This window comes from Massilia sp. IC2-477 (assembly GCF_020707265.1).
Classification (GTDB): domain Bacteria; phylum Pseudomonadota; class Gammaproteobacteria; order Burkholderiales; family Burkholderiaceae_D; genus Telluria.
In genome coordinates this window covers 171,562-187,506 of the sequence record NZ_JAJFEQ010000006.1, presented here as the reverse complement: position 1 = coordinate 187,506, position 15,945 = coordinate 171,562, and the positions used below count along the sequence as shown (strand labels likewise).

The following is a 15,945-nucleotide window of genomic DNA, read 5'->3' as shown; positions in this document are numbered from 1 at the left end:
TCGATGCACAGGAAATTACTTGGCGGGATGGGGATGATGGCCATCCTGGGATTCGGCCTTGCCAGTCCGGCTTACTGCGCACAGGCACGCCCAGCCGCGCATCCGGCGCTGGTCATGACGGCGCCGGAAGTGACCCGGATGCGCGCCGAGATCGCACGTCCGGGGCGTTTCCAGCGTACCTACCAGCAGCAGAAGGCCGAGGTCGACCGCAAGATCGCCCTGCCGAAGCAGGTGCCGATTCCGGTTGATGCCGGCGGCGGCGTCACCCACGAGATCCACCGCAACAATGCGCAGCTCATGTACGACGCGGCGGTGATCTACCAGCTTACCGGTGAAGTGAAATATGCGCATTTCGTGCGCGACATGCTGTCCATGTATGCCGAGCTGTATCCGACGCTGCCGCTGCACCCGCAGCGCAAGACGGATTCCGTGATTTCGGCAGGGCGCCTGTTCTGGCAGAACCTGAACGAATCGGTGTGGCTGGTGTACACGATCCAGGCCTATGACGCGGTCCTGCCTGTCTTGCGGGAAGGGGAGCGGCGCAAGATCGAGGACGGCATCCTGCGTCCGGTCGCGCTGTTCCTGTCGGAAGGCTCGCCCCATACCTTCAACACCATCCACAACCATGCGACCTGGGCCACCACCGCGGTGGGCATGACCGGCTATGTGCTGGGCGAGCGCGATTGGGTGGAAAAAGCCCTGTACGGCTCGGACAAGTCGGGCAAGGGCGGCTTCCTGCGCCAGCTGGACGAGCTGTTTTCGCCCGACGGCTATTACACGGAGGGGCCGTACTACCAGCGCTACGCGCTGCTGCCTTTTGTCACCTTCGCCAAGGCCATCGAGACCAGGGAGCCGCAGCGCAAAATCTTTTCCTACCGCGACGGCATCATCCTGAAGGCGATCGACACGACGATCCAGCTCAGCTACAACAAGCTGTTCTTCCCGATCAACGACGCGATCAAGGACAAGGGCATCGACACCATCGAGCTGGTGACCGGCGTCGCCATCGCCTATTCGGCCACGGGCGACGCCGGCCTGTTAGATGTCGCCAGGCGTCAGGACCGGGTGATCCTGACCGGCGACGGCATGCGCGTCGCGCAGGGGCTTGATGCGCGCCGGGACAAACCCTACCGCTTCGCTTCCCGCGTATTCCGCGACGGCGCCAAGGGAGACGAAGGCGGCCTGGTGGTGATGCGCGAGCCGGACCAGGCGCTGGTGTTCAAGGCCACCGCCCAAGGCATGGGGCACGGCCATTTCGACAAGCTGAACTGGCTGTTCTACGACAAGGGCGCCGAAATCGTGTCCGACTACGGGGCGGCGCGCTTCCTGAACATCGAAGCGAAATTCGGTGGCCGCTACCTGCCGGAAAACAAGAGTTACGCCAATCAGACCGTTGCCCACAATACCCTGGTGGTCGACGAAGGCAGCCACTATGGCGGCAAACTGGATGTGGCCGAGGCTCACCATCCCGAGCTGCTGTATTTTTCCGACAAGGACGGGCTCAAGATCTCGGCCGCGCGGGTCGGGGATGCCTATCCGGGGGTGAGTTTTGTGCGCACCATGGCGCAGCTGCGCGATGCGAGGCTGCGCCAGCCGATCGTGGTCGACATCCTGAAGGTGGACTCAAGCAAGAACCATCAGTTCGACCTGCCGCTGCACTACAAGGGACATCTGATCAAGACCAACTTTGCGCTGGACACTGCCACCCAGAGCCTGGCGCCGCTGGGCAAGCGCAACGGCTACCAGTACCTGTGGCTGAAGGCGCGCGCCGAAGCGGCAGCGCCGCTGAGCCAGGTCACCTGGCTGGGCGAGAATGGCCGTTTCTATACGCTCAGCACGCTGGCCGAGCCGGGGATGCAGGTGCTGTTCACCCAGATCGGCGCGAACGATCCAAACTTTAACCTGCGTAACGAGAATGCCTTCATCCTGCGCATCCCCGCGGCGCGCCAGGCGGCCTACGTGAGCGTGCTCGAGCCGCATGGCGGCCACGATCCGGTCAGCGAGATGACCAGCGATGCCGACAGCCGGGTCAAGCGCATCCAGCACGCCCGCACGGGCGACATCGATGCGGTGCATCTGGCATTTGCCAGCGGCATGGAGTGGCTGCTGCTGTTGAATAACAGCACGAGCTTCGACCCGAAACAGACCAGCATCGCCCGCTTCGAGGGCAAGGACTACCCCTTCCAGGGGCGGTTCAAGCTGATCGCGCTCGGTCAGGATCAAGCAAGGGAAGGGAACAAGCAATGAAGCTATGTCGGGTTGGCGCCCCTGGCGCCGAAATCCCTGCGGCCATCGATGCCCAGGGGACGATCCGCAGTCTCGCTTCGCTGGTGCCGGACCTGACGCCGGAATGGCTGGCGCCGGAGCGCCTGGCGGCGCTGGCGGCGGTCGACCTGACGCGGCTGCCCGCGATCGATCCCGCCACGCGCATCGGGGTGCCGGTTGCCGGGATCCGCCAGTTCATCGGGATCGCCCTCAATTATCGCAAGCATGCCGAGGAATCGGGGCAGGCGATTCCCGCCGAACCGATCGTCTTCACCAAGGCCATCACCTCGCTGAGCGGTGCCAACGACGACATCGTGATGCCTCCCGGTTCCGAGCACACCGACTGGGAAATCGAAATGGGCATCGTGATCGGCACGACCACCCGCAGCGTGCCGGTCGCGGCGGCGCTGGATCATGTGGCCGGCTATTGCCTGGCCAACGATGTCTCCGAGCGGCACTGGCAGAACTTCCGAATGGGCCAATGGAACAAGGGGAAAAGTTTCGACAGCTTCGGCCCCATCGGTCCCTGGCTGGTCACGGCCGACGAGATTCCAGACCCGCACGCGCTTAGCATGGAGCTGAGCGTCAATGGCGAGGTGATGCAGGCCAGCTCAACCTCGGACATGATCTTCAGCGTCGCCGAATTAGTGTCCTACGTGAGCCAGTTCATGACTTTGCTGCCGGGCGATGTGATCGTCAGCGGCACGCCGGGAGGCGTCGGCATGGGCCTCAAACCGCCGCGCTATCTGAAGCAGGGCGACGTGCTGCGGCTGGCTATGGACGGGCTGGGGACTCAGACCCAGCATGTTGCCATGGAGGGTCGCTGACGCGCTGGCGAGGGCTCGCCGGCCAGCATGTCCAGGAGCTCCTGAAAAAACGGTTACTTACCCTGATGGCAACTAGCTCGTACACCGAGCCGTGCCAAGAGCGAGATGAACGACAGAGCTGAATCTGCCGCATGGCCTTGTCCTGCTGCGAATCCGGCGCTATTGCGCTGCCGTGAGCTTGAGTCCCGGCCGTAGTGCCTGAGAGACTTCCTGTAGACCTTTGCGCTGGTCAGATACCTGCTCGATTCCCTTCCTTGTTACTTCTTCAAGAAAAACGATACGAGCCCTGTAGTAATCTGCACGCAACTGCATTTCCAGCAAATGTTGCTCGGATTGATACAGCTCCATGCGCAGCTCGTTGAGCGACCGTTTTGCGTGTTTCTCAGGCGTAAGAGCGTTTTGAGAAATCAAGTTTTCAAGCCACCGTAGCATGATGAAGCCCTCCTATCGTCAAGTGCTCTGACGCTGGTATCAAAACGGAAATCACGACACTGTCAAGGACGACACGACCCGATTTCCAGCTAGACACAGTCTATCAAAACATTTACGCCACACTTTTGGAGCGTCCTTGATGTGTTGTTAAAATGACACCAAGTATTTGCCCATGCTCGATTTCCGTGGGAAAGCGGATCCTAGGAGGGCTGATGCCATTGCTGCGAAACGTTCGCTTCGGGTCGATAGCGGACGTACATGGGCTCAGTCCGAGCATGAAGATAGCGGCCGTGTTCGCAGACGCAGTGATGCCATGGCCCAAGCACTTCTTTCTGAAGGCCTCTGGACGCTCATTGCAGCCCGTCTCCCGGCGCACCAGGATCGCAGGTAGGCAAGCGCCCACGTATCAATGGTCACGCGTCCCTGACTGGGATCCAGTTTAGTCGGCGGCGCGACGCGCGAGCCAGGCTTCGTAGCGGACCCGGGTTTCGGGATTCGTGGCCGGATACAGGCCGATGATCGAGGCGCCGCTTTCCACTTCTTCCAGCACGAAGTCTTCGAAGCGTTCCATCTCGACCGCGTCGCGCGCGATTTCCTCAGCGAGATGGGCGGGGATACAGACCACGCCATCGTCGTCGCCGACCATGATATCGCCCGGATAGACCGGCACGCCGCCGCAGCCGATCGGTGCATTGATGTCCAGCGCGTGGTGCCGGATCAGATTGGTCGGCGCCGACGCGCCTGCGCACCAGGCCGGCATATCCAGTTTGGCGATGCCGGAGGCGTCGCGCAAACCGCCATCGGTGACGATGCCGGCCGCACCGCGCACCTGCATGCGCGTGGCCAGGATGCTCCCGGCCGAGGCCACCGACACATCGCCGCGGCAATCCATCACGAGCACTGCGCCGGCAGGGATCTCTTCGACCGCCACGCGCTGTGGATGGCGCGGGTCGCGGAAGACTTCGATGCCGTCCAGGTCCTCGCGTGAGGGGATATAGCGCAAGGTGAAGGCCGGGCCGGCCAGGCGCTGTCCCGGCTTCAGGGGCCGGGCTCCCTGGATGAACACATTGCGAAAGCCACGCTTGTACAGCAGCGAGGTGAGGGTGGCGGTGCTGACGGTCTTCAGCATGTCCAGCGTGCTGGAGGGAACTGCCTGATTCATCTTTTTCTCCGGTCGATGGTGCTCTACAACGATTTACTGTAACGATTTAGTAAGCAGGTTGAGCGTACGCATGAACACTGGACATGTCAACAAGCTAGGGGCGATCGCCTTCGCCCAACCACTCCCGCAGTTTCGCTTCGCCGGCCTCACTGAACGCCATTACCCGCGACTCGGGCACCCGCTTCGCCCACCCGAGCTGCTCGAAGCGATCGAGCAGCGTCGCGCCGAGCACGCCGGCCAGGTGGTGGCGCCGTTCGCTCCAGTCCAGGCAGGTGCGGCAGAAGGGGCGGCGTCCGGCGGGCAGGACAGGGTCCAGGCCGAGCTGCGCAAGAACGTCGCGCCCCTGGGGCGTGAGGACGATCCCCTCCGGCCCCAGGGCAAAGGCGCCGCGCTGCGCCAGCCTTTCGTAGACCAGCACTCCGAGCTCGCCCGCCAGGTGGTCATAGCAGACGCGCGCCTTGCGCAGCGCCGGCTCGCGTGGGCCCACGTGTACGGGACGCTTCAGGGCGGCTGCCCCCATCAGGGTTTCCAGCATGTGCGCGACCTCGGCATCGGCGATGCGGAAGTAGCGGTGCCGTCCCTGCTTCTCGACCGCGAGCAGCCCGGCCTCGACCAGCTGGCCCAGGTGGGTGCTGATGGTCTGGCGGGTGACGCCGGCGGCGTCGGCCAGTTCGGTGGCGGTGAGCGCGCGGCCGGCCATGAGTGCGCTAAGCGCCTGGCCGCGCGCGTTGTCGCCGACGAGTGCGGCAATGGTGGTGATGTTCGGTCCCATGCTTCGATCTTAGCCGAAGCATCGCCCCATGCAAACGGCCAGAATGGCCACATCCATCACACGAGGAGTTCGCATGACCATCACCTGTTTCATCCGCTACCAGATCGATCCCTTCCAACGCGAGAACTTCCGGCGCTACAGCGAGAACTGGGGCCGCATCATTCCGCGCCTGGGTGGACACCTGCTCGGCTACTTCCTGCCGCACGAGGGGACCAACGACGAAGCATGGGGACTGGTCGCCTTCGACAGCCTGGCCGCCTACGAGGCCTACCGCACGCGCCTGAAGACGGACCCGGAGGCGCGCGCCAACTTCGCGCTGGCGCAGGAACAGCGCTTCATCCTGCGCGAATGGCGCACGTTTACCGAGGTGGTGGAGGGCACGTTGGGAAAGGAGGCACAGCATGATCGCCGTGATCTTTGAAGTCGAGCCGGAGCCGGCGCATCGCCAGGAATACCTCGACATTGCCGCCGGCCTGCGTGCGCAGCTGGAAGCCATCGATGGCTTCGTGTCGGTGGAGCGCTTTGAATCCTTGTCACGCCCGGGCCGCATCCTGTCGCTTTCATTCTGGCGCGACGAAGAGGCGGTGACGCGCTGGCGCAATCTGGAGTCGCACCGCATGGCGCAGGCGCGTGGCCGCGCCGGCGTGTTCCGCGGCTACCGGCTACGGGTAGCCCAGGTACTGCGCGACTACGGCATGCTTGAGCGTGACGAGGCGCCGCCGGACGCCCGCTCAGTGCACGGCTAGCGCACCAGGCGCATGCGGCGCTCGCCGCGGAACTGCTGGATGGCGCCGTTGACCATGCCCTCGACACTGCCTTCGCGCTCGAAGTGGCGGCGCAGGCGCGCGGCGTCGCTGCCCTCGCGCGCGGCGTCGGCCAGGTGCTGCAGCGCCTCGCTGCTCCCCAGTGCCTCGGCGTGCGGCATCATCTTCTCGAGCGTGGCCAGGATGTCTTCGCGCATCGGCACGTTCGCATAGGTCTTCGGATGCGTGATCGATCCTTCCAGGCCGAAGCGGCAGGCCTGGAAGCGGTTGTAGTTGTAGACCAGGTAGTCGTCCTCGACGGGCAGCTCGTCCACGCGTGTGAGCAGGTGCCGGCACAAGGCCTGCAGGTAGGCCGCCAGCGCCGCCGCCCGCTCCACCGTCAGCGGCGTATCGCACACGCGCAGCTCGATGGTGCCGTACTCCGGCTTGGGGCGCAGGTCCCAATAAAAATCCTTCATGCTCTTGATGATTTTGGTGCGCTCCATCTTGGCGAAGTACACGTCAGTGAACTCCTGCCAGGTCAGCACGAAGGGTGCGCGGCCGCTCATCGGGAAGGCGAACACGGAATTCAGGCGCGCCGAGTCGAAGCCGCTGTCGTGCCCCTGCACGAAGGGTGACGATGCGGATAGCGCGATGAAGTGCGGCAGGTAGCGGTTCAGCGCGTGCAGCAGGTAAAGCGCGTCGTCGCCGTTGGCGCAGCCGATGTGCACGTGCTGGCCGAACACCGTGAACTGCTTGGCCAGGTAGCCGTACAGCTGCGACAGGTATTCGTAGCGTGGCTTGGGCGTGATTTTCTGTTCCGACCAGTGCTGGAAGGGATGGGTGCCGCCGCCGGCGATGCCGATGTTGAGGATGTCGCCGGCCGCCACCAGGGTGTCGCGGATTTCCCTCAGCTCGGCGAGCAAGGGCCCGTAGGATGAATGCACGCTCGAGTTAATCTCGATCATGCTCTCCGTGATCTCGGGCGTGACATTGCCGGGGAAGGGCTTGCGTTTTAACAGGTGCAGCAGGTCGGGTGCGGCCGCGGTCAGGTCGAAGTCCGACAGGCTGACCAGCTGCAGCTCCAGCTCGACGCCGAAGGTGAGCGGCTGCGAGGCGTTGAAGGCTTCAAGCGGCATGGGTAGCCTCCGGTGCGTCGACGGACGACTCGCGCGCCCACACCAGCACGCGCTGGATGATCACGGGGCCGAACACTTCCAGCAGCATCGTCACCGCGGCCATGGCGCGCAATTCTTCCACCACGTGCACGCCCGCGTGGCGCGCGTGTTCGATCAGCAGGATCACGAACACCGATAGCGGCGCCAGGCCCAGCCCGGTGAGGGCGCCCTTGCGCCACGAGACGCCGGACAGGTGGGCGAAAGCCGTGACGCCGGCGGTTTTTGCCACCTGGCGCACCAGCACCACGATCACGGCCAGCGCGCTGCCGGTGGCGATCTGGCGCCAGTCGAGCGTCGAGGCGGCGTAGATGAACAGCAGCACGGTCAGCACCTCGCCCAGCGCGCCGAAGTTGCGCTGCGCCTGGCTGAAGGCAACGCGGCGGTGGCGCGCGGTGAGGCCGAAGAACAGGGTGGCGATGTAGGGCGAGAGGGTGCCGGCGTCGCAGATCGCCACCAGCAGCACGATGGCAAGCGCAAACGCGACGGTGGCGTCCTGGCGCGGGTTGTGGATGGCGCGCAGCAGGGCCGGCACGGCCACCCCGAAGACCGCCCCCACCAGCGCCGACCCGGCCAGCACCACGAGGCTTTGCCACAGCGCCTCGCCCACCGCGTCGAAGGTGCGGAAAATCCAGAAGCCGATGATGGCGTTGAAGGCGAACACCGCCAGCACGCAGTTCTGCGCCGTCAGGTGCAGCACGCGCTCGGTCACCTGGCCGGAACTGCGCTGCTCGTTGATGACGCGGACGATGGTGGCGGGCGAGGTGCCCATCGACAGGGCCGCCATCATCAGCGCGATGATGTGCGAAGTGCCGAAGGCCAGCGCGACCAGGTAGACCAGCACGAAGGTGAGCAGGCTTTCCGCCAGCCCGGCCACCCCCAGCCAGGGATTGTGGCGCAGCCAGCGCAGGTTGAAGCGGTAGCCCAGCTCGAACAGGATCAGGCCGAAGGCGACGTCGGCCAGCAGCGATACGGGACCCGCACTGGGCGCCGGCAGCACGCCGATTTGCGAATTGCCCAGTGCAAAACCGACCAGGCCATAGAAGCTGATGCGGGGCAGGCCCGTGAAACGCTGCCCGAATTCACCAGCCAGCCACGCGACCGCCAGCGCGAGCGGCCAGGCGAGACTGGTCAGGATGGGCAGCAGGTCGGGCATTGGAACTCCTTGTCATCGTCGTTGTAGGGTGGGCGGATCTTCCGCCCACGCGGCGACAGTTGGCACCGCGTGGGCGGCAAAGCCGCCCACCCTACGAACGGCAGAGTGTGGTGTTTTTGCCAATTCTACAAGAGGGTCCAGCGCGCACGATTGACGTAGGAGGGGGCCTATTTGGAGAGCAGGCGCATGGTCCGTTCCAGCCCTTCGAGGGTGATCGGGAACATGCGGTGATTCATGATCTGCTTGATGACGGCGATCGATTGCCGGTATTCCCACAGGTGTTCCGGCTCGGGATTGAGCCAGGCAAACTTGGGAAAGGCACTGGTGAAGCGGGCCAGCCATTCGGCCCCGGCTTCCTCGTTGTTGTACTCGACCGACCCGCCGGGTGCGAGCACCTCGTAGGGGCTCATGGTGGCGTCGCCGACGAACAGCAGGCGGGTGTCGGGCGGATACTTGCGCAGCACGTCCCAGGTCGGGAAGCGCTCGCTGTGGCGGCGGTGGTTGTTCTTCCACAGGTAGTCATAGACGCAGTTGTGGAAGTAGTAGAACTCCATGTTCTTGAACTCGCTCTTGGCGGCCGAGAACAGTTCCTCCACGCGCTCGATGTGGTCGTCCATCGAGCCGCCCACGTCCAGCAGCATCACCACCTTGATGCGGTTCTTGCGCTCGGGCTGCATGCGGATGTCGAGGTAGCCCGCATTGCTGGCGGTGGCGCGGATGGTGTCGTCCAGCGCCAGTTCTTCCGCCGCGCCGGTACGCGCGAAGCGGCGCAGGCGGCGCAGGGCCACCTTGATGTTGCGGGTGCCGAGTTCTCGCTCGTCGTCGTAGTCGCGGTAGCTGCGCTGCTCCCATACCTTCACCGCCGTGCGGTTGCGTCCCTGGCCGCCGATGCGGATGCCTTCCGGGTTGGTGCCGCCATTGCCGAACGGGGAGGTGCCGCCGGTGCCGATCCACTTGTTGCCGCCTTCGTGGCGGCCCTTCTGTTCCTTCAGCAGCTCTTCCAGGCGCTGCTGCAGCTTGTCGTAGCCGAGTTTCTCCAGCGCCGCGCGCTGTTCCGGCGTGAGCTCGCGCTCGAAGCGCTTGAGCAGCCAGTCGAGCGGAATCTCGGCCTTCTCGTCGAACACCGCGTCGACACCCTTGAAATACATACCGAAGGCGCGGTCGAACTTGTCGAAGTGGGCCTCGTCCTTCACCAGGGTCAGGCGTGCGAGGTAGTAGAACTCGTCCAGCGAGGGCAGGATCACCTGGCGCTGCATGGCCTCCAGCAGCGTCAGGAATTCCTTGATCGTGACCGGGACCTTGGCATCGCGCAGGGCATAGAAGAAATCGATCAGCATTGACGGCTTCCGTGGCGCTCCAGCCGCTCGTGCAGGGCGCTTTTAATGGGCGGCCACTCGCTGCGCAGGATGCTGTACATCACCGTGTCGCGCACCGTGCCGTCCCGGCGCAGGGCGTGGTGGCGGATGACGCCATCCTTCTTCGCGCCCAGGCCTTCGATCGCGGCTTGCGATGCGAAGTTCTCGCAGTCGGTGCGCAGGCCGACCACGCTTGCCCCGAGGGTGTCGAAGGCGTGCGACAGCAGGATTAGCTTGCAGCTGGTGTTCACGTGGGTGCGCTGGACGCTCTTGGCATACCAGGTGTAGCCGATCTCGACGCGCTTGATGCCAGGGAGTATGTCGTGGTAGCTGGTGCTGCCGAGCAGCTTGCCGCTACGGGTGTCGATCACGGCAAAGGCGACGCGGTCGCGGGTGTCGAGCGCAGTGCCGATGTACTGCAGCGCATTGTGCGGTTCCGGCACGCTGGTTACGCGCAGCTTCCACAGTTCGCCGTCGAGGGCGGCGGCGCGCAGGCCCTCTTCGTGGTGCGGCGCCAGCGGTTCCAGGCGCAGCCCGTTGAACTCGAGCGTCACTGGAACAAGCTTGATCATCGGTTGGTCCTCGACATGTAGACCAGGCGCTCGAACAGGTGCACGTCCTGCTCGTTCTTGAGCAGCGCGCCGTGCAGCGGCGGCACGATGGCCTTGGTATCCTTGCTGCGCAGGGCTTCGGCCGGGATGTCTTCGGCCAGCAGCAGCTTGAGCCAGTCGAGGAATTCCGAGGTCGAGGGCTTCTTCTTGATGCCGGCGACTTCGCGCAGCTCGTAGAAGCTCTGCAGCGCGGCAGCCAGCAAATCCTGCTTCAGGGTCGGGAAGTGGACCTTGACGATGTCGGCCATCGTGTCGCGGTCCGGGAATTTAATGTAGTGGAAGAAGCAGCGGCGCAGGAAAGCGTCCGGCAGTTCCTTTTCGTTGTTCGAGGTGATGATCACCAGCGGACGGTGCTTGGCCACCACCATCTCGCGCGTCTCGTAGACGTAGAACTCCATGCGGTCCAGTTCGCGCAGCAGGTCGTTCGGGAACTCGATGTCGGCCTTGTCGATCTCGTCGATCAGCAGCACCACCGGTTCCGGCGCCGTAAACGCCTGCCACAGCACGCCCTTGACGATGTAGTTGTGGATGTCGCGCACGCGCTCGTCGCCCAGCTGCGAGTCGCGCAGGCGCGACACCGCGTCGTATTCGTACAGGCCCTGCTGGGCCTTGGTGGTCGACTTCACGTGCCACTGCAGCAGCGGCATGTCGAGTGCCGCAGCTACCTCTTCGGCCAGCATGGTCTTGCCGGTGCCCGGTTCGCCCTTGATCAGGAGCGGGCGGCCGAGCGTCAGGGCGGCGTTGACGGCCAGTTTCAGGTCGGCGGTGGCGACGTAGTTGTCGCTGCCTTCGAAGCGGGGGGATGCGTGCATGGGCGTTCTATGTCGAGGGATCGAGGAAGTCGAGTATACGTCAGAACCGCAGCCGGAACGGGGCGCCGGGAAGCTGCGTGCGTTTGTAGACTGGTGACAACTCTTCAGATAGAATCGACAGGTTGGTAGTCCATTTGCTAACTTTTTGTGCGTTTGCGGTATTCGAATTACAACTAACGAGCCACACCCATGAAAACATCTTTAGCACTACTGGTATTGGCAGCGTTTGCCGCCAGCGCCGTCCCTGCCGCCGCGGCGGAAGTTGTCGGCAATCCGAAAGCAGCACCGGCCAAGATCGAAATGTGCATTGGCTGCCACGGCATTCCCGGCTACAAGGCCGGCTTCCCCGAAGTCTTCCCGGTTCCGATGATCGGCGGCCAGTCCGCCAAGTACATCGAGAGCGCGCTGAAGGCCTACCGCAAGGGCGAGCGCAAGAACCCGTCGATGATGGGCATCGCCAAGTCGCTGAGCGACCAGGACATCGCCGACGTCGCTGCCTACTACGCGCAGCAGACCCCTGCCACCGCCAAACGCTGAGGAACGGACGATGAAAAAACTGGTTTCCGCACTGGTCGTCGGTGCTTTCTGCCTGAATGCTTCCGCGGCCGACGTCGCGAAAGGCGAGGCCCTGGTCAAGAAGTACAACTGCGCATCCTGCCACGGCGCCGACTACAACAAGCCGATCGACCCGACCTATCCGAAGCTGGCCGGCCAGCATCCCGAGTACCTGGCCCACGCCCTGCGCGCCTACAAGCGCGGCGCCGGTTCCAACGGCCGCGCCAATCCGATCATGGCCGGCCAGGTGCAGCCGCTGTCGAACCGCGACATGGCCGACATCGGCGCCTACCTGGGCAGCCTGCCGTCGAACCTGGTGGTCAGCAAGTAACACATCCCGAACGTTTCCAGCCCGAGCTGGTAAACTGCGCATCCCCCCGACCGGGCAACCGGCGGGGGGATGTTGTTTTTTGCCTGGAGCTCCCGTGCTGTCCCCATCCCACATCAAGACCAACCTGCTCAGCGGCCTGACGGTCGCCCTTGCCCTCGTCCCCGAAGCCATCGCCTTTGCCCTGGTCGCCCAGGTCTCGCCGCTCACCGGCCTGTACGCGGCGGTGCTGGTCTCCCTCATCACATCGAGCTTCGGCGGCCGCCCCGGCATGATCTCGGCCGCAGCCGGTTCGCTGGCGGTGGTGATGACGGCGCTGGTGGTGCAGCATGGCGCGCAGTACCTGTTCGCGGCGGTGGTGCTGATGGGCGTGCTGCAGCTGGTGTTTGCGCTTGCACGGCTCGGCAAGTTCATCCGCATGGTGCCGCATCCGGTCATGCTGGGTTTTGTGAACGGCCTGGCGCTGGTGATCTTCGTGGCCCAGTTCGGCCACTTCAAGACGCCAGGGCCGGACGGCGTGCCGCAATGGATGGGCGGCGCGGAGCTGGCCACGATGCTGGCCATCGCCGCCGCCACCATGGCCGTCATCTACCTCACGCCGCGCCTGACAAAAGCGGTGCCGGCCACCCTGGTCGGCATCCTGGCGAGCAGCGCCGGCTGCGCGCTGCTGGGCATCGACACCAAGACCGTGGGCGACCTCGGCTCGATCGCGGGCGGCCTGCCCGGCTTCGCGCTGCCGGATGTGCCGTGGAACCTGGACACCCTGCGCATCGTCTTCCCCTATGCCCTGGTGCTGGCCGGCGTCGGCCTGATCGAGTCGCTCCTGACGCTGACCCTGATCGACGAGATCACCGACACGCGCGGCCAGCCGAACCGCGAATGCATGGCGCTGGGTGCGGCCAACGTACTCACCGGCCTGTTTGGCGGCATGGGCGGCTGCGCCCTGATCGGCCAGAGCATGATCAACGTGAACAGCGGCGGTACCGGGCGCCTGTCGGGCGTCGTGGCGTCGCTGTTCCTGCTCTCCTTCATCCTGGTGGGGTCGACGTGGATCGAGCAGATCCCGCTCGCGGCCCTGATCGGCGTGATGTTCGTGGTCTGCGAAAAGACCTTCGAGTGGGGCACGTTCCGCCTGTTCGGCAAGGTGCCGCGCGCCGATGCGCTGGTCATCGTGCTGGTGGCCGGCATCACGCTGGCCTTCGACCTGGCGGTGGCGGTGCTGGCCGGGGTGATCGTTTCGGCCCTGGTGTTCGCCTGGCAGCATGCGAAGCAGATCCGCGTCGCAACAAGCGTCGATGAACACGGCTGGAAGGTCTACGACCTGGAAGGCACGCTGTTCTTCGCCTCGGTGACCGGGTTCCAGGCCCTGTTCACGCCGAAGGACGATCCGCAGGACGTGGTGATCGAATTCCGCCGCGCGCGCGTGGCAGACCATTCGGCGATCCAGGCCATCGACGCCCTGGCCGAGCGCTACCGCGCGCTGGGCAAGCGCCTCCACCTGCGCCACCTCAGCCCCGACTGCCGCGAAGTGCTGGAGAAGGCGCAGGACATGATCGAAGTAAACCTGCTGGAAGACCCGCGCTACCGGGTGGCGGACGACAAGCTCGGCTGAACTAGCGCGAGGCGCGCTGGCGCACGCATTCGATATAGGCCTCGGTATCCGGCGGCATGCCGTTGCGCTGCGAGGCCCAGATCATCTCGCCGAGGCATTCCATGATCTCGTGGTGGGCGTCGTGCTCGCCGCGCCTGGCGACCAGCGCGTCGTGCGCGGCCTTGATGCCGCGCGGCTGGTCGATCGACACCTGTTCGGCAATCGACAGGTGCATCGACAGGTGCAGGAAGGGGTTCGGCTTGCCGCCCTCGACCGAGTAGTCGCGCGCGATCGCGGCTTCCACGTCGTCGAGTTCGGCGTGGTATTCCGGGTGTTGCACGATCCAGTCGGCCGCGATGGCGTCCATCGGGGTCAGGATCTCGCCGTTGCGCTGCTTGCGCAGGGCTTCGCAGAAAAAGCGGCGCACGTCGTGTGAAGACGGAGTAAACATGATCGGGAAGGGAATGAAGAAAGGCGGGAAGCCGGTATTCTAGCGCTTCCCGTCCCGGCCTGCTTCAGGTGGCTTCTTGCGTCGCTGCTGGTGGGGGCGGGGCGGCCGGGCGCGGCGCCGCCGACGGCCCGCATTCCGGACGGTGGAACAGCAGCGACTGCGCCTTGGCGCTGTCGCCCATGGCCGTCGCACGCTCGGCCATCATGGTCTTGGCGAGGCACACCTGGCCCTTGGCGCGCAGCTTGTCGTCGCGCGCTTCCTCGAGCAGCTCTTCCTCGCTCACCTTGCCCAGGAAGTGGCGCGCGATCGGATTCGGCCACTGGTCCTTGTCGTCGCGCGCGAACGCCTTCTGCAGGTCGGCCTTGGCGGCATCGCCTTCCCCCAGGTGCAGGCGGGCCAGGTAGAGCAACAGGGCCGCGTTGCGGTCGCCCGGAAGTTGTTCCAGGCCCAGGCGCAGATGGCGTGCGGCCTCCGCGTAGCGGCGCTGCGACAGGTGGCTGCGCCCGACACTGAAGTTGGCTGCCGGGTTGTTGCCCGCCACGGCGCGGTCGAACCAGCTCTTGGCCTGGGCCGGATCGCGCGCCACGCCGTAGCCGGCGCGGTAGAAGGCCGCCAGCATCATCTGGGCATCGGTGTTCCCGCCTTCCGCCTCCTGCAGCATCCAGGGCTCGATGCCGCGCCGCTGGCCGAGCGGATCGCCGCCGAGGTAGCTGATGTAGAGCTTTTCCTGGCTCATGGCGAACAGGACCCGGTGCGAACGCAGGAAGTCCGCGCCGAGCAGCATGTCCACATCATGATGCAGGGTATTGGTGACGGCGACCCGCGCGTTGCGGATGGTCTCGGCGCCCAGTTGCAAAGTGTCGAAGATGGCCACCCAGCTTTCTACCTGGGCCTCGCCCACGCCGGTGCGGTAACCCGCGCGTTCGACGCCCGGTGCGTCGAGCTTGAGGCCGACGCGTTTGGCGGCGGCCAGCGTGACCGAGGTGGTTCCCGCGCCGCTGTCGATCATGGCTCTCAGCTTTTTGCCGTTCAACAGGACCGTGAAGCGGGGATTGGGCGCCCTGCTGTCGCTGTAGTCGAAGGGGATGACGGTGGCGTCCGGGTCCCAGTAAGCCAGGAACTGGTCGCGGCAGTCGACCGGCCGGAAGAAGCGGATCGTCTTCTCCGCCAGCACGAACTCGAGGTCGGCCTGCAGCAGGAAGGGCGAGCCGAGGATGCCGTCGTACGAGGGCGCGTAACCGAAATCGTGCAGCACCCTGAGGGTGCCGTTCTTCGCGCTGGCCGGGCCGGCCCGGAATTCCTTGAAGCGGGTGTTGTAGACCCGGCTGAAGCCACCGATGCCGGAGGCGATGCTGCCGGTGTTCCACAGGCTCATGTCGCGTGGCTCGGTGCCGGTCCGGGTCAGGACCGTGAAGTCGGCCCCCGTATCGACCAGCAGCCTGGCCGGCGTGCCGTTGAGCGAGCCTTCCATCGTGATCTCGAGCGATGGCCCGGTGTAGCGCAGCGGGACGGTGGCGACGTTGACGTACTTGCAAGCCTTTGCCTCGGATTCGGCGGCCGCATGGGTAGGGAGGGTGGCGAGCAGCACGCTGCAGGCGAACAGGCGGGAGAGAAGCGTCATGCCGACATTGTCATGGCGCAATCCGCATTTGACAATTCGGCAGGCATAAAGGGGGCCCTGCGCCGGCGTGCGGCGCAGGGGAAGGGCGG

17 protein-coding genes are annotated in these 15,945 nt (G+C 65.0%); 7 read left to right on the top strand and 10 right to left on the bottom strand.

The features are described 5' to 3' along the window. Positions 1–33 precede the first annotated feature (33 nt). Together LK542_RS14160 and LK542_RS14155 are read left to right on the top strand one after the other, a co-directional pair. Positions 34–2,247 (top strand): alginate lyase family protein, encoded by a 2,214-nt coding sequence (locus LK542_RS14160; protein WP_227812386.1) that lies wholly within the window; start codon positions 34–36, stop codon positions 2,245–2,247. Then, the gene (locus LK542_RS14155; protein WP_227801744.1) at positions 2,244–3,092 is read left to right on the top strand and encodes a fumarylacetoacetate hydrolase family protein; all 849 of its coding nucleotides are present in this window, start codon (positions 2,244–2,246) and stop codon (positions 3,090–3,092) included. The genes LK542_RS14160 and LK542_RS14155 overlap by 4 nt, the downstream gene beginning before the upstream one ends. A 159-nt stretch (positions 3,093–3,251) precedes the next feature. On the opposite strand, the gene LK542_RS14150 is transcribed toward LK542_RS14155, so the two are convergent. The 3 genes from LK542_RS14150 to LK542_RS14140 form a co-directional block, all read right to left on the bottom strand. After that, positions 3,252–3,524, bottom strand: coding sequence for a hypothetical protein (locus LK542_RS14150; RefSeq protein WP_227801743.1), 273 nt, complete (start codon positions 3,522–3,524; stop codon positions 3,252–3,254). Positions 3,525–3,963: 439 nt separating this feature from the next. Then, positions 3,964–4,686, bottom strand: coding sequence for a ribonuclease activity regulator RraA (locus LK542_RS14145; protein ID WP_227812385.1), 723 nt, complete (start codon positions 4,684–4,686; stop codon positions 3,964–3,966). 94 nt (positions 4,687–4,780) lie between these two features. Then, entirely contained in the window at positions 4,781–5,458 is a 678-nt protein-coding gene (locus tag LK542_RS14140; RefSeq protein WP_227812384.1) for a helix-turn-helix transcriptional regulator, read from the bottom strand. A 73-nt stretch (positions 5,459–5,531) separates the two neighbouring features. Between LK542_RS14140 and LK542_RS14135 the strand changes: the two genes are divergently transcribed. Together LK542_RS14135 and LK542_RS14130 are read left to right on the top strand one after the other, a co-directional pair. Continuing rightward, complete coding sequence (locus LK542_RS14135) at positions 5,532–5,879, top strand: NIPSNAP family protein (RefSeq protein ID WP_227812383.1); 348 nt, start codon at positions 5,532–5,534, stop codon at positions 5,877–5,879. Next, positions 5,860–6,204: an antibiotic biosynthesis monooxygenase gene (locus LK542_RS14130; RefSeq protein ID WP_227812382.1), complete on the top strand. Its 345-nt coding sequence runs from the start codon at positions 5,860–5,862 to the stop codon at positions 6,202–6,204. The genes LK542_RS14135 and LK542_RS14130 overlap by 20 nt, the downstream gene beginning before the upstream one ends. On the opposite strand, the gene LK542_RS14125 is transcribed toward LK542_RS14130, so the two are convergent. The 5 genes from LK542_RS14125 to LK542_RS14105 form a co-directional block, all read right to left on the bottom strand. Then, on the bottom strand, positions 6,201–7,340 hold the full coding sequence (locus tag LK542_RS14125; RefSeq protein WP_227812381.1) for a YbdK family carboxylate-amine ligase: 1,140 nt from the start codon (positions 7,338–7,340) through the stop codon (positions 6,201–6,203). The genes LK542_RS14130 and LK542_RS14125 overlap by 4 nt on opposite strands. Then, positions 7,330–8,532: a cation:proton antiporter gene (locus tag LK542_RS14120; RefSeq protein WP_227812380.1), complete on the bottom strand. Its 1,203-nt coding sequence runs from the start codon at positions 8,530–8,532 to the stop codon at positions 7,330–7,332. The genes LK542_RS14125 and LK542_RS14120 overlap by 11 nt, the downstream gene beginning before the upstream one ends. 167 nt (positions 8,533–8,699) lie before the next feature. Next, a complete protein-coding gene (locus LK542_RS14115; RefSeq protein ID WP_227812379.1) occupies positions 8,700–9,869 on the bottom strand; it encodes a VWA domain-containing protein in 1,170 nt (389 codons plus the stop codon). After that, a complete protein-coding gene (locus tag LK542_RS14110; protein ID WP_227812378.1) occupies positions 9,863–10,459 on the bottom strand; it encodes a GNAT family N-acetyltransferase in 597 nt (198 codons plus the stop codon). Before LK542_RS14110 ends, LK542_RS14115 begins: the two co-directional genes overlap by 7 nt. After that, positions 10,456–11,310, bottom strand: coding sequence for a MoxR family ATPase (locus LK542_RS14105; RefSeq protein WP_227812377.1), 855 nt, complete (start codon positions 11,308–11,310; stop codon positions 10,456–10,458). The genes LK542_RS14110 and LK542_RS14105 overlap by 4 nt, the downstream gene beginning before the upstream one ends. Positions 11,311–11,499: 189 nt before the next feature. On the opposite strand from LK542_RS14105, the gene LK542_RS14100 reads away from it, so the two are divergent. The 3 genes from LK542_RS14100 to LK542_RS14090 all read left to right on the top strand — a co-directional run bounded on the left by LK542_RS14100 (position 11,500) and on the right by LK542_RS14090 (position 13,805). Further along, positions 11,500–11,847, top strand: coding sequence for a cytochrome c (locus LK542_RS14100; RefSeq protein ID WP_227812376.1), 348 nt, complete (start codon positions 11,500–11,502; stop codon positions 11,845–11,847). A gap of 10 nt (positions 11,848–11,857) precedes the next feature. Next, on the top strand, positions 11,858–12,196 hold the full coding sequence (locus LK542_RS14095) for a cytochrome c (protein ID WP_227801730.1): 339 nt from the start codon (positions 11,858–11,860) through the stop codon (positions 12,194–12,196). A gap of 94 nt (positions 12,197–12,290) precedes the next feature. Further along, complete coding sequence (locus LK542_RS14090) at positions 12,291–13,805, top strand: SulP family inorganic anion transporter (RefSeq protein WP_227812375.1); 1,515 nt, start codon at positions 12,291–12,293, stop codon at positions 13,803–13,805. Between the two features lies 1 nt (position 13,806). On the opposite strand, the gene LK542_RS14085 is transcribed toward LK542_RS14090, so the two are convergent. Both LK542_RS14085 and LK542_RS14080 read right to left on the bottom strand, forming a co-directional pair. Beyond that, entirely contained in the window at positions 13,807–14,235 is a 429-nt protein-coding gene (locus LK542_RS14085) for a DUF1841 family protein (protein ID WP_227812374.1), read from the bottom strand. Positions 14,236–14,299: 64 nt separating this feature from the next. Continuing rightward, on the bottom strand, positions 14,300–15,856 hold the full coding sequence (locus LK542_RS14080; protein WP_227812373.1) for a retroviral-like aspartic protease family protein: 1,557 nt from the start codon (positions 15,854–15,856) through the stop codon (positions 14,300–14,302). Positions 15,857–15,945 lie beyond the last annotated feature (89 nt).

Bases quoted from the DNA above. Each gene is read 5' to 3' on its own strand.
- LK542_RS14115 (WP_227812379.1), bottom strand. From the start codon at position 9,869: ATGCTGATCGATTTCTTCTATGCCCTGCGCGATGCCAAGGTCCCGGTC.
- LK542_RS14095 (WP_227801730.1), top strand. From the start codon at position 11,858: ATGAAAAAACTGGTTTCCGCACTGGTCGTCGGTGCTTTCTGCCTGAAT.
- LK542_RS14160 (WP_227812386.1), top strand. From the start codon at position 34: ATGATGGCCATCCTGGGATTCGGCCTTGCCAGTCCGGCTTACTGCGCA.
- LK542_RS14155 (WP_227801744.1), top strand. From the start codon at position 2,244: ATGAAGCTATGTCGGGTTGGCGCCCCTGGCGCCGAAATCCCTGCGGCC.
- LK542_RS14135 (WP_227812383.1), top strand. From the start codon at position 5,532: ATGACCATCACCTGTTTCATCCGCTACCAGATCGATCCCTTCCAACGC.
- LK542_RS14105 (WP_227812377.1), bottom strand. From the start codon at position 11,310: ATGCACGCATCCCCCCGCTTCGAAGGCAGCGACAACTACGTCGCCACC.
- LK542_RS14150 (WP_227801743.1), bottom strand. From the start codon at position 3,524: ATGCTACGGTGGCTTGAAAACTTGATTTCTCAAAACGCTCTTACGCCT.
- LK542_RS14085 (WP_227812374.1), bottom strand. From the start codon at position 14,235: ATGTTTACTCCGTCTTCACACGACGTGCGCCGCTTTTTCTGCGAAGCC.
- LK542_RS14080 (WP_227812373.1), bottom strand. From the start codon at position 15,856: ATGACGCTTCTCTCCCGCCTGTTCGCCTGCAGCGTGCTGCTCGCCACC.
- LK542_RS14140 (WP_227812384.1), bottom strand. From the start codon at position 5,458: ATGGGACCGAACATCACCACCATTGCCGCACTCGTCGGCGACAACGCG.
- LK542_RS14120 (WP_227812380.1), bottom strand. From the start codon at position 8,532: ATGCCCGACCTGCTGCCCATCCTGACCAGTCTCGCCTGGCCGCTCGCG.
- LK542_RS14130 (WP_227812382.1), top strand. From the start codon at position 5,860: ATGATCGCCGTGATCTTTGAAGTCGAGCCGGAGCCGGCGCATCGCCAG.
- LK542_RS14145 (WP_227812385.1), bottom strand. From the start codon at position 4,686: ATGAATCAGGCAGTTCCCTCCAGCACGCTGGACATGCTGAAGACCGTC.
- LK542_RS14125 (WP_227812381.1), bottom strand. From the start codon at position 7,340: ATGCCGCTTGAAGCCTTCAACGCCTCGCAGCCGCTCACCTTCGGCGTC.
- LK542_RS14100 (WP_227812376.1), top strand. From the start codon at position 11,500: ATGAAAACATCTTTAGCACTACTGGTATTGGCAGCGTTTGCCGCCAGC.
- LK542_RS14110 (WP_227812378.1), bottom strand. From the start codon at position 10,459: ATGATCAAGCTTGTTCCAGTGACGCTCGAGTTCAACGGGCTGCGCCTG.